General features: G+C 47.7%; 9 protein-coding genes and 1 pseudogene. 5 read left to right on the top strand and 5 right to left on the bottom strand.

What is annotated here, in order from left to right:
• Positions 1-58: 58 nt before the first annotated feature.
• A pseudogene (locus NO559_RS17005) lies at positions 59-289 on the top strand (VF530 family DNA-binding protein); the annotation flags it as partial.
• 224 nt (positions 290-513) lie between these two features.
• On the opposite strand, the gene NO559_RS12165 reads toward NO559_RS17005, so the two are convergent.
• The gene (locus tag NO559_RS12165; RefSeq protein ID WP_258332117.1) at positions 514-1434 is read right to left on the bottom strand and encodes a LysR family transcriptional regulator; all 921 of its coding nucleotides are present in this window, start codon (positions 1432-1434) and stop codon (positions 514-516) included.
• Between the two features lie 104 nt (positions 1435-1538).
• Here NO559_RS12165 and NO559_RS12160 point away from each other — a divergent pair, with 104 nt between their 5' ends.
• Entirely contained in the window at positions 1539-2111 is a 573-nt protein-coding gene (locus tag NO559_RS12160) for an NADPH-dependent FMN reductase (protein ID WP_258332116.1), read from the top strand.
• A 52-nt stretch (positions 2112-2163) separates the two neighbouring features.
• Here NO559_RS12160 and NO559_RS12155 read toward each other — a convergent pair whose 3' ends face one another.
• On the bottom strand, positions 2164-3033 hold the full coding sequence (locus tag NO559_RS12155; RefSeq protein ID WP_258332115.1) for a LysR family transcriptional regulator: 870 nt from the start codon (positions 3031-3033) through the stop codon (positions 2164-2166).
• A gap of 159 nt (positions 3034-3192) precedes the next feature.
• Between NO559_RS12155 and gcvT the strand changes: the two genes are divergently transcribed.
• From gcvT to NO559_RS12140, 3 genes are all read left to right on the top strand, one after another.
• The gene (gene gcvT / locus NO559_RS12150) at positions 3193-4332 is read left to right on the top strand and encodes a glycine cleavage system aminomethyltransferase GcvT (RefSeq protein ID WP_258332114.1); all 1140 of its coding nucleotides are present in this window, start codon (positions 3193-3195) and stop codon (positions 4330-4332) included.
• Positions 4333-4417: 85 nt separating this feature from the next.
• Positions 4418-7312 (top strand): aminomethyl-transferring glycine dehydrogenase, encoded by a 2895-nt coding sequence (gcvP, locus tag NO559_RS12145; RefSeq protein ID WP_258332113.1) that lies wholly within the window; start codon positions 4418-4420, stop codon positions 7310-7312.
• Between the two features lie 919 nt (positions 7313-8231).
• A complete protein-coding gene (locus NO559_RS12140) occupies positions 8232-8531 on the top strand; it encodes a hypothetical protein (RefSeq protein WP_258332112.1) in 300 nt (99 codons plus the stop codon).
• Positions 8532-8747: 216 nt separating this feature from the next.
• Here the strand turns inward: NO559_RS12140 and ccrA are convergent, their stop codons facing one another.
• From ccrA to NO559_RS12125, 3 genes are read right to left on the bottom strand one after another with little or no spacing between them, the layout of a single operon-like run.
• On the bottom strand, positions 8748-9995 hold the full coding sequence (gene ccrA / locus NO559_RS12135; RefSeq protein ID WP_258332111.1) for a crotonyl-CoA carboxylase/reductase: 1248 nt from the start codon (positions 9993-9995) through the stop codon (positions 8748-8750).
• Positions 9996-10034: 39 nt separating this feature from the next.
• A complete protein-coding gene (locus NO559_RS12130) occupies positions 10035-11072 on the bottom strand; it encodes an ArgK/MeaB family GTPase (protein WP_258332110.1) in 1038 nt (345 codons plus the stop codon).
• Positions 11073-11078: 6 nt separating this feature from the next.
• The gene (locus NO559_RS12125) at positions 11079-13097 is read right to left on the bottom strand and encodes a protein meaA (RefSeq protein WP_258332109.1); all 2019 of its coding nucleotides are present in this window, start codon (positions 13095-13097) and stop codon (positions 11079-11081) included.
• Positions 13098-13124: the final 27 nt, after the last annotated feature.

Genomic DNA, 13124 nt, shown 5'->3' with positions numbered 1-13124 from the left:
AGCTATTGCCCCAGGAATATCCCTGTAAATCACATAGACCATTAAGTAAAACAAGATAATGAGCGATACCACTAAGCCACAGCAGCCTCCCAGCCAGCCTAATAACCCACTACACGGCATTAAGCTAGCTGATATTGTTACTCAATTAGTGGATCATTTTGGCTGGCAAGAGCTGGCCCAGCGCATAGACATACGCTGCTTTCACAACAACCCCTCGGTTAAATCCAGCCTTACTTTTTTACGCCGCACCCCTTGGGCGCGGGAAAAAGTCGAACAGCTATACCTCAAAGCTAAACTCTACCAGCAAGTTACGCGCAGCGAACCAGCTGTAACAGCCCCCGCTGTTAAACCCAAAGCCAAAGCCAAACACATCACCACTGATAACAGCCCCGAACCTGCCCCTGCCCCTGCCCCTGCCCCTGCTACACAAGAGAGTAGTGATAAAAAAAGCCCTGTCGAGCAAAACAACAAACCGCGTCGTTTTGCTGGCAGCAAAAACCCCAAGCGCAGTTTTTAAAACGCCCCCAATAACCTGGCCTTATCTTCAGCAAAGCGTTGCTTTAAAAACTGGGTAAAGGCCTGCACCTTAGCAGAGCGATGCATGTCGCCATGGGTAGTTAACCACAAGTCAAACTGCCACTCAGGTGGCGGGCTAAGCATGGGCCGCAGGCTGTTATCGCCATAGGCCTGCCAGCAATTAAGCGGCGCTATACCAAAGCCTGAGCGTATCGCCGGTACAAAACCGGTAAAGTCACTGACCCGCATGGTGATTTGCTCAGCCGCCAAGGTATCATTCATCCAACGCATAGCCGCCACCATAGAAAAAGGCGCAATCGTACTCACAAATCTATGCTGCTGATGATACTCCAAGCCCTGCATCAAACCGTGCTTGGCCACGTATTGGGCACTGCCATAAAGGCTGCTCGCCACCTTAGCCAAGTGCTGCACCACATAATCGGGGTTGCTGGGTTTTTTACCCGGCCTAATCCCCACATGAGCCTCGCCATGCTCCAGCTTTAGCACTCGGCTTTCAGCCGCAAACTCCAACTTTATTTGCGGATAGCGCTGGCAAAACTCCGCCAGCAAAGGGATTAAATAATCAGACAGGCTGTTCACACTGGTAATCACCAAGCTGCCGGTGAGCTGGCTATCGGTGCTTTGCAGCTGGCCTAGCAGGCGATCGAAATGATTTTGGGTATTTTCAGCGGTTTGGGTTAGCAGCAGCCCCGCCTCAGTAGGCACATAGCCACGCGCATGGCGGTGGAACAACTTAGTGCCCAAGCGCTGCTCTAGGGCATTGACCCGCCGTAACACCGTGCTGTGGTGCACGCCTAAGGCTTCGGCGGCAGCAGTTAAGGTGCCACATATCGCAACCTGGTAGGCAATATGTATGTCGTTCCAATCAGCTTGTGGTTTTTCGTTATGTGTACTCATGCACAGAAGTGTTGCACAGATATTATTTCTCTTCAATTTTGCTTAGGTAAACTAGCCCCATCAATCACCACAACCCTATAAAGCAATAAACTGGAGCAACAACAATGACAACACTCATCGCCCTAGCCGGTAGCCTAAAAGAGCAATCACTCAACAAACGCCTAGTCCAGGCTGCGGGTCTAGCCGCCGAGCAGCATGGCGTTACTGTGCAGTATTTAGACTTGGCGGATTTTAATATACCGCTATTTTCTGAGGATCTAGAAGCCGAAGGCACGCCCGCCAGCGTCAACGACTTAAAAGCCCTATTCGCCAACAGCCAAGGCATTTTATTGGCCAGCCCTGAATACAATGGTTCGATTTCAGGCGTGCTTAAGAACGCCATCGATTGGTTATCGCGCCCCAGCAACACCAGCGATATAGGCTCGGCCTTTCACAGTAAAGTCGTGGGCTTAATGGCAGCGTCACCCGGTGGTTTAGGTGGCATACGCGGCCTTAGCCACACCCGCGACATACTGTTTAACCTGGGCGCCATCATCAGCCCCAGCCAAGTTGCCCTACCCAATGCCTATGCCGCTTTTGATGAGCAAGGCCAGCTGATAGATGAAACAGCTGCCCAGCGGGTACAACAACTGGCCCAAGAAGTAAGCCGCTTAGCTTTAGCAATTAATGCAGGTTAAACGCTAGGGTTAAGATTCTAGCGACTAGAAGCTAGAGACTAGGAGCCGGCTGCTAAGCCAGGCCGGCTTTAATAAAATCAGCCAACACCTGCACCACCGGGTTATCACCGGGGTGCAGTTGCTTTAAACCTATACCTATAGAGCCCAACGCGGGCAGTTGCTCGCAGGACTCTATAATCGTCAGCGAGCTAGGCACCGTGCTGCGAGCCAGCACTGTGACCCCCAAGCCCTCATGCAGGGCTGCCTCTATGCCGGTTAAATCAGAAATATTGTAAACAATGCGGCAGCTGCGCTTGGCCTGCCCCAGTTTTTGCAAAGCCCGCTGCCGGTAAATACAACCACTGGGGGCTGCCACCAAGGGCAAGGTATCTTGTAAATGGGCGCGCGAGCCTTCGCTACCTACCCACACCAAATCATCAGTTTTTATTAAATCTTTTTGCGAACGGCGCTGCTGGGGGGTGACCCTATCATGTAGGGCCAAAATCAAATCGTACTGCTTGCGCTGCTCGTCAGAAAGCAAATTACGGCTGAGATCACAGCTAATATCCAAACTCACATCGGGGTAGGTTTTGGCAAAGCGGCCAATAATCTTGGGCAGCAGTGTAGTGGCAAACTCACTGGGTATACCCACTTTGATGCGACCACTCATTAGCGGGTTGGCAAACTGGCCTACCAGCTCATCATTTAGCGCTAATATTTGCCGGGCATAACGCAAAAACATCTCACCGGCGGGGGTTAGCTCCAGCTTAGGGCTATTCCTATTGAGCAGTGGGCGCTCTACCAGGCTCTCCAGTTTTTTAATTTGCTGGCTAATCGCGGGTTGGGTGCGGCCCAGCTTATCGGCAGCGGCGGTGAAACCACCCTCATCATTAATCACCACCAAAGAGCGCAGCATATCCATGGGCAGGTTTTTCATTACCATAGCTTTTCCTCATAGTTAACTATGCAGTGCATGCCAGCTTATCCCATTAGATTTTCTTATCCAACAATAATAATAATTAACTTCTGTTATATATGATCCAGCGGTAATATGCCGCCTCTGTATCCACCTGTCAGCAGCCACAAGGCTGGGAGCACAAGCATGTCAGATAGCCCGTCAAACAGCCCGCTACTTCACACCCCACTGTACGATTTGCACCTGGCACTAGGTGCCAAAATGGTGCCCTTTGCTGGCTATGCCATGCCCGTACAATACCCACTGGGTGTACTTAAAGAGCATAACCACTGCCGCGAGCAAGCCGGCTTGTTTGATGTATCACACATGGGCCAAGTGCGCATTAAAGGCGCAGGCATTACCGAGGCCCTAGAAGCCTTAGTCCCCGTAGACCTAGCGGTACTGCCCAAATTCAAACAAAGCTATGCGGTGTTCACCAATGAGCAAGGCGGCATTTTAGATGACTTAATGATCACCCGCCTAGCCGACGATGAGTTCTTTTTAGTGGTAAACGCCGCCTGTAAAGAGCAAGACATCGCCCACCTGCGCGCCCACCTCAACGGCTTTGACATAGAAGTAATAGAAGACCACGCCCTACTGGCCCTGCAAGGCCCACAAGCTCGCGCCGCCCTGGACCAACTTATCCCCAGCGCTGCCGAGTTGCGCTTTATGAGCGCCAGCCCCGCCACCGTTACAATAGATGGCGCAGAGGTTGAATGCTTTGTTAGCTGTGCAGGTTACACCGGCGAAGACGGCTACGAAATTTCCATACCCGCCCAGCACGCCACCGCCTTTGCGCAACAGCTGCTAGCCTTAGACGAAGTTGAGGCCATAGGCCTGGGCGCGCGCGACTCGCTGCGCCTGGAAGTGGGCTTGTGCCTGTACGGCCACGATTTAGATACCAGCACTACTCCAGTAGAAGCGGGCCTATTATGGTCGATTAGCAAATCCCGTCGCCCCGGCGGCGAAAAAGCTGGCGGCTACCCCGGCGCCGACATCATCGCGGCGCAAATAGAAAACGGTGCCAGCCGCAAACGGGTGGGCTTAAAAATTAATGGCCGCGCGCCCGTGCGCGAAGGCGCCGAGCTGATGGATAGCCCTGGCAACAGCATAGGCCGCGTTACCAGTGGCGGCTTTGGCCCCACCGTGGGCGCACCGGTAGCCATGGGCTATGTCAGTGCCGAGCACGCCGCCATAGGCAGCCAAATTGCGGTGTTATTACGTGGCAAAACCATAGCGGTAGAAGTGGTAAAAATGCCCTTTACCCCACAAAACTACGTACGCTAATTACCGTTAAAAAATTCAATTTATTGCAACTTTACCGATGGCTGTACACAGCCATCACAGCTAATACTTTTTGGAGATATTATCCATGCTTAAGCTCGATGCCAGCCTATCTGAATTACAAGCCCGCGATGAGTTTATCCATCGCCACATAGGCCCCGACGCCCAACAGCAGGCCGACATGTTAAAGCTACTAGGCCTTAACAGCCTGGATGAATTAATCGACAGCACCGTGCCCAGCAATATACGGCTTAAACAGCCCATGGACTTAGCCACACCGCAAACCGAAGCCGACACCCTGGCGCAGCTTAAAGCCATCGCCAAACAAAACAAATTAATGCGCAATTTTATAGGCATGGGCTACCACCCCACCCTTACGCCCAATGTTATTTTGCGCAACGTATTAGAAAACCCCGGCTGGTACACCGCCTACACCCCTTACCAACCCGAAATTTCGCAAGGGCGTTTAGAGGCGCTATTAAACTACCAGCAAATGATCATGGATTTAACCGGCATGGACTTGGCCAACGCCTCACTGCTGGATGAAGGCACCGCCGCCGCTGAAGCCATGACGCTGCTAAAACGCTGCAACAAAAAAAATAAATCCGACAAATTTTTTATCGCCAACGACGTACACCCACAAACCATCGCCGTGGTAAAAACTCGCGCCGAAACCTGTGGCTTTGAGATTGTGATGGGTGCCGCCGAAGAGTTAATCGGGCAAGAGGTTTATGGCGCATTAGTACAATACCCCAACACCTACGGCCATATCACCGATTTAAAAACCCTCACCGATGCCGCCCACGCGCAAGGTACCTTAGTAGCCGTGGCCGCCGACATTATGAGTCTAGTAGTTTTAACCCCTCCCGGTGAACTCGGTGCCGACGTAGTGCTGGGCAACAGCCAACGCTTTGGTGTGCCCATGGGCTTTGGTGGCCCACACGCCGCCTACTTTGCCACCCGCGATAGCTTTAAACGCTCTACCCCGGGCCGCATTATTGGCGTATCTATAGATCGCCACGGCAACCAAGCGCTACGCATGGCCATGCAAACCCGCGAGCAACATATACGCCGCGAAAAAGCCACCAGCAACATCTGCACCGCGCAGGCCTTGCTAGCCATTATGGCCTCGTTTTACGCGGTGTATCATGGCCCACAGGGTTTAAAAAATATTGCCAACCGCATACACCGCTACACTAATATTTTGGCCGCAGGTTTAGAAAAACTGGGGATTAACAGCGCTAACAATAGCTGGTTTGATACCCTTACCCTAAACGTAGGTGATCAACAGCAAGCCATCAACGAGCGCGCCTTAGCCGCCGAGGTTAACTTACGTTTAATCGACGGCGATAAAATTTCTATCAGCCTGGATGAACTCACCAGCACTGACGATATAGAAATGTTATGGGCCATTATCAGCGGTGCCTGCATAGACTTTAGCGTAGAAGCAATAGACGACGAAATTGCTGGCAACAGCGGCATACCCGCCGCCTACCAACGCAGCAGCGATTTATTAACCCACCCCGTGTTTAACCAGCATCACTCCGAAACCGAAATGCTGCGTTATATGAAGCGCCTGGAAAACAAAGACATCACCCTAACCCACTCCATGATTGCGCTGGGCTCTTGCACCATGAAGCTCAACGCCACTGCCGAAATGCTACCGGTAAGCTGGCCAGAATTTGCCAACATGCACCCCTTCGCACCACAAGATCAAGCGCAGGGTTACCTCACCTTATTTAAACAGTTAGAGCGCATGTTAGAACAATGCACTGGTTACGATGCCATGTCGCTGCAACCTAACTCTGGCGCGCAAGGTGAATACGCAGGCTTATTGGCGATTATGAAATACCACCAAAGCCGCGGCGATCACCAGCGCAACCTATGCCTAATCCCCAGCTCGGCCCACGGCACCAACCCTGCCAGCGCCGCACTAGCAGGCATGAAAATTGAAATCGTCGAGTGCGACAAAAATGGCAACATCAACTTTGAAGACTTAAAACAAAAAGCTGAAAAACACAAAGATGACCTAGCCGCACTCATGGTGACCTACCCCTCTACCCACGGTGTATTTGAAGAGCACATCACCGAAGTATGCGATGTAATCCACCAATACGGCGGCCAGGTTTACCTAGACGGCGCTAACTTAAACGCCATGGTGGGCATAGCTGCCCCCGGTAAATTTGGTGCCGACGTATCGCACTTAAACTTACACAAAACCTTTTGCATACCCCACGGCGGTGGTGGCCCAGGCATGGGGCCTATAGGTGTTAAAAAACACCTGGCACCTTTCTTGGCTAACAACCCAGTGCAACCGATAGAAGGCTTGGACATAAACAACGATGTAGTGTCATCTGCCACTTGGGGCAGCGCATCCATACTACCTATTACTTGGATGTACATCTCCATGATGGGTGAGCAAGGCCTTAAAAACGCCACCCAAGTAGCCATATTAAGCGCCAACTACATCGCCAAGCGTTTAGAAAGCCACTACCCCATACTCTTTACTGGCCGCAATAACCGCGTTGCTCACGAATGCATTATTGATATACGCCCGTTAAAAGAAAGCACCGGCATAGGCGGCGAAGATATCGCCAAACGCTTAAACGATTACGGCTTTCACGCACCTACTATGTCGTTCCCGGTACCGGGCACACTTATGATAGAGCCCACCGAATCAGAGCCCAAGGAAGAGCTGGATAGATTTATCGACGCCATGATTAGCATACGCAAAGAAATCGCCATGGTAGAAAACGGTGAACTCACCCTAGAAAGCAACCCCGTAGTCAACGCGCCACACACCGCCGCCGAACTAAGCAACGACGAATGGCCCCACAGCTACAGCCGCAAACTCGCCGCCTACCCCATAGACGGCATGGAGTTCAGCAAATACTGGCCACCGGTTGCGCGTATAGACAATGCTTATGGCGATAAGAACTTGGTTTGTTCTTGTCCTAGTATTGATAGTTGGCGTGAGGGGTAATAGATCGGCTAACGATCTTTAGGTTGAAAGCTGAATGTAGATTGTAAGCAAACGGGCCTTAGGGCCCGTTTTTTATTGCAACTTGTAAAAATCAACAACACTATCCTTCTAAGTCACGAGTATTTGAAAAGACGAAGCCACTAACCCAGCTGGTATTGAAACCACACCACAAACTATGGAAGCCAGAGCTAAACACTGCTGGCTGGACTGGATCTTCGAAATAGTAGATACCAACACCAGCTAGAAATATTAGCGCCAGCTTTAAAAACAAGAATACAAGTAACTTTTCCTTAATAAAAACGAACGCTCTATGTAACAGTATTATCGCCCTACTATAACGAACAAGCTTAAAACAACCTGACAAGCCGAAATATACGAAAAACCCGTATCGAACGAAGGTCATACATTACTGAAAGATTAAAGCTTTCTTGCTGGGAAAATTTCTGACAGACATGTTGCTTTGGTTATGTCGCTTTGCTACTGCCTCCTTAAACTGGCTTGAATGGTGTTGATACTGCATTATAATGACTTAACACATCCCTTTTAGTTATAAATTGATTGAGACCATAACTATCCTGACACAGCGGAGCTTGACAAGATTTAGTCTCCATGTGAATCTTTTCGTCCATGCGGACCGGAGCCCCCCCCATAACACAAGGTAATATTCTTTTATGAAATTCCTTATTGCGCTCTTTTTTTTTCCTCACTTGCAGTATTATCCTCTACTAGTGAACATTTCCTGCTGAATAGATTCCAAATCCCGGAAACATCTGGCATTACCTACAGATCAGGCACCAACTACATATATATTTATAAGAATGATGAGCATATTGCAAACATACGTCAATTTGACATTGATCCCTACTGGAGAAATGTAGGGAAAGCTTCAACCAATTATATACCTGCTATAGCTTCAAGAATGGCAGAAACACTATGTGCTGCTGATGGTGATGAAGGCATGGATTATTGTGAAGTAGAGAAAGTTAAATGTACTCAAATTCGTGATTCTGTAATGCATTTAACGCTAGAAATGTCACACATAAGCGTTACGTATAAAACCGATGAAACAACACACTCCCCGTTTACAGCCTTTGCTACTTATTTTAAATACCCAGAACATGAAGAAGTATTTGTGTTTATCCCTTCTATTGAAAAAGAAATCACTTTGAAACATTTATCACTTATAAAGGAGATATCAAAAATTATACCCAAAGAGTAACTATTATTAAAAATAACAAAACAAGGAGATTACTGTGTTTAAAACTGCCTTTTTATTCTTTTCGCTTGTCATGTGTGCGATTCATAGACACCCTTTAACTATAGCCGCAACAGCTAAATAAGCCGGCTGCTGATTCATATTACAGCCGGCTATTTTTGTTTTACAGACCTAGCGCTTAGCTGCCCTGCTCTGCATACCCAATCAAGTTAAAGTTGCCTAATGGCTTTTCACCCCCTGATTAAAATCAGTTGCCCCCACCAAAACTGACATATTACCGTGAGCATGTTTATTTTCGTACATCATTTGGTGAGCGTCCGGCAGCTGGTCGTAGTTAAATGTTTTGTACAAACAGGGATCGACCTTTTTTTCCATCACTAAATTATTGATGCCAATGGCCTGCTCATCATTAGCAAAATGTGAACCTTGAAAACGTTTTTGACGCATCCACTGATAGCGCAAATCCATAGTTGCATTGTAACCACTGGTGCCAGCACAAATCACCACCATACCCCCCGTTTCACAGACAAATATAGATGTTGGTATGGTGGCCTCACCCGGGTGTTCAAAAACAATATCTACACCGCGCTTTTCGCCAATAATTTCCCAAATAGCCTTGCCAAATTTACGCGCACCTTTAGCCCAGTCGTTATAGGCCTGCTCATCATCCCAGTGGGGCAACATACCCCAGTGGTCAAAATCATTACGGTTTATACAGCCCACAGCTCCCAACTGCATGCAATATTCAATTTTTGATTCGCATGAAACTACCGCAATGGGCTTTGCCCCCATGGCTTTGGCAATTTGTATAGCCATACAACCCAAACCACCTGCACCACCCCACACCAAAACCACGTCGTCTTTTTTTACGTTATTGGGTGCCCATGACATCAACATCCTATAAGCCGTAGCCCCTACCAACATATAGGCAGCTGCGGCATCCCAACTAAGGTGTTTAGGCTTAGGCAATAGCTGATGGGATTGAACCCTAGTAAACTGGGCAAAACTGCCGTAATTAGTTTCGTACCCCCATATATGAAAAGAGGAGTCGTACATGGGATCCTTACCTGCTTTTTCCATCTCGCACTCTTTAGTCCAAGTGCCACAATGTATTACTACCTCGTCACCAACTTTTACATTGCTAACGGCACTGCCCACTTTATAAACAATACCTGAAGCATCGGAGCCGCCTATATGAAAATCTTCGCTCTCACCCTGCTTGTTTCTGGTTGCAATTACATCGATAGGCATCCCTAAACCCGCCCAAACATTATTGTAATTAACCCCGGCTGCCATCACATAAACCAGCACCTCATTTTCACTTATGTTTGGGGTGTCTATAACTTCTTTTTTAAAAGCCTTAATAGGCTCACCAAATCTATCAGCCCGAATTAGCCAACCGTGCATTTTAGCTGGAACTTCCCCTAGTGGTGGCGCTACACCAATGTCGTAGAGTTCTTTTTTCATTGTTATACCCTCATTCCTAGTTAAGCCATAATGACTGTTTTATTGATTTGGTACGCTTATTAGCGAATTTTTGTTATCTATACTTTGCTTAAATAACAACTGCTTTTGCTCATAACTCATAGAGCCATCTACTTTGTTTGCCACGTTATTTATATAAATGTTATAGCCGTATTCGCCATACAAATAACGCACCCACTTAGCTATAAAATAGTTCTCTTTATTGCTGGTGTTATTTCTATTGCCCTCATTTACTGATAAGCCGGTGATATAATCAGCCAAGTCTTTAAATCCCTGCTTAGTTACACTGCTGCTTAAAAAAACGGGGGGGATCACAGACTCTTCACCCTCTTTAAGCAATGACCGCGTAGTACGCAAGCTGGCTTCGAGTTGCTGTAGGCTCTGTTCAGCGTACTGCTGCTCATCACATTTATTGATGATAAAGCTATCAGGCATTTCCATAATCCCTGACTTTATAAATTGCAGCTGATCGCCAGCTAAGGGCTGCATCACAAAAAAGCTGTGATCACATAACTTGGCTACTTCAACTTCACTTTGGCCAACCCCCACTGTTTCAATAACAATATAATCAAACAAATACTGTAATATTCGCGTGACTTGAAAGGTTTTTCTACTCAGCCCGCCTAAATCTAAGGCAGAGGATTGTGAGCGAAAAAAAAGCCGTTTTTCACCTACTGGAAACAAACTTCGTGTTCTGTCGCCCAGCAATGCCCCGCCGCTATTATGGCTGGAAGGATCTATAGCCAAGACAGCAATTGCAGCGCCGGGTTGTTGCTTTAATAACTGCAAACACAGCTCGCCTATAAGGCTAGATTTACCCACACCGGGGGCACCCGTTACCCCAACTATATAAGCTCTGCGTGAGGCTAACTTGGGCTGTTGCTGTATATACGCCATCAGTTGATGCCGCTGTATAAACCCTTGCTCTGTATTTGCCTCAAATAGCGATATTAGTTTTGCTATAGGCCACTTTTCTAAACTAACAGCAGCCTCAAGCAGGCTGAGTAAATGTTCACTAATAGGTTGCTGTAAATCTGTTTGGCAAGCGCTAACAGGCATATAAGCTCACCCACATGGCGATAATTTATGCTCATTAATGACATCCATAATGTCATCCATAATCATCATCAAATCGTAATCTTTAGGTGTGTAAATACGTTTAATGCCTTTTGCAGTTAAGTTTGCGATGTCTGCCTGGGGAATAATCCCGCCTAACACCACAGGAATATCTGCATGGGCTTTATTTAATTCAGCGCTTAGCTGGTCAACAATCTCATTATGCGAGCCCGACAAGAGTGATATGCCTATTACATCAACATTTTCCTCAATTGCGGAATGTACAATTTCTGCAGCACTAATGCGTATTCCAAAATAGATCACATCAAAACCAGCATTACGTGCAGCTACAGCTATCATTTCAGCACCATTAGAGTGACCATCTAAGCCTGGCTTCCCCACTACCATGCGAGGTCGGTAGCCGTACTGTTCGACAAAACGATTGATTTTATTCTGTACGCCACCTCTGTTTGTTGTTATTTCCATAGCCTGACCATCAACGCCCGTGGGCGGCCTATACTCACCAAATACTTTACGTAAAGTTGCTGACCACTCCCCTGTGGTTACCCGTGCTTTTGCGCACTCTATAGAAGCAGGCATCAGATTATTGCCCTGCTCAGCATCGGCAGTTAATACTGCCAAGGATTCAGCAACGCGCTGAGCATCACGGCTGCGACGGCTGTTTTTTAAACTCTCTATAGTTTTTTGTGCTGAATTAACATCAATTTTAAAAATGCCGCCATCATCACCACTCACTAATGGCGAAGGCAAACCCTCAAGCCATTTGTTTTTCCCCACTACAATCTGTTGACCCTTGGCCAGCCTATCAATACGCTCACTTTGTGACTTCACTAAAGCCGACTTCATATAGCCGTTTTTTACCGCCGCCATACCGCCGCCCATGTCAATTATGTTAGAAATTTCGGCGTAGGCTTTTTCTTTTAAGTCTTTAACTTTTGATTCGATAACATGGGAGCCATCAAATAAATCGGGATATTCCAATAGGTCGGTTTCATAAGCCAGTACTTGCTGCAAGCGCAACGACCATTGTTGATCCCAAGGACGCGGCAATGACAAGGCCTCATTCCAAGCAGGCAGCTGCAATGCCCGGCAGCGTGCTTTACGGCTTAGAGTCACACCTAAGGTTTCAATTAATATGCGCCAACTGTTATTTTCCGGCTGTTCTTCGGTGAGCCCCAGTGAATTTACTTGCACACCGTAGCGAAAACGTCGGTATTTAGGGTCTTTAATACCATAGCGATCGCGGGTTATTTCATCCCACATTTCCACAAAGGCACGCATTTTTGATAGCTCTTCAACAAAACGCATACCGGCGTTTACAAAAAATGATATACGGCCAACACAGCGCTCAAATTCCTGCGCACTAAAACAGCCTCGCTCTTTAATGGCATCTAGCACGGTAATAGCGGTAGTTAAAGCAAATGCTAGTTCCTGTACTGGCGTTGCCCCAGCTTCTTGCAGGTGGTAGGAACAAATATTTGAGGCATTCCAGTCAGGTATGTGCTGTAAGCTGTATTCATACATATCTACAATTAGGCGAATTGAATCTTCGGGTGGAAAAATATAAGTTCCCCTGGCCAGGTATTCTTTAATTAAATCGTTTTGTGTGGTTCCCTTTAATGTCGAAATATCAATACCGCGCTCTTCTGCCAAAGCAATATACAATGCCAGTAACCACATTGCCGTGCCGTTAATCGTCATAGACACGTTCATTTTATCGATAGGAATTTGGTCGAACAGCACATGAAAATCATCCAGTGAATTGACTGGCACACCCACCTTACCTACTTCGGGTTTGGCAATCTCATGATCGGAGCTATAACCGCACTGTGTGGGCAAATCAAAGGCTATACTTAAACCTGTTTGTCCTTTGGCCAGGTTGCTACGATATAGCTGGTTGCTTTCCCAAACATTGGTATGCCCAGCATAGGTTCTAAAAATCCAGGGGCGGTCGCTCACGGCCTTGCCCTGGTCATCGTAAATGAGATGCGGTTTTTTATTCTTCATAGACTTATCCACTGTGATATCCACCAA

The organism is Dasania sp. GY-MA-18 (assembly GCF_024734385.1).
Classification (GTDB): domain Bacteria; phylum Pseudomonadota; class Gammaproteobacteria; order Pseudomonadales; family Dasaniaceae; genus Dasania; species Dasania phycosphaerae.
Note: the sequence above shows the minus strand (reverse complement) of the source record. Positions and strands in the feature narration are given on the sequence as shown.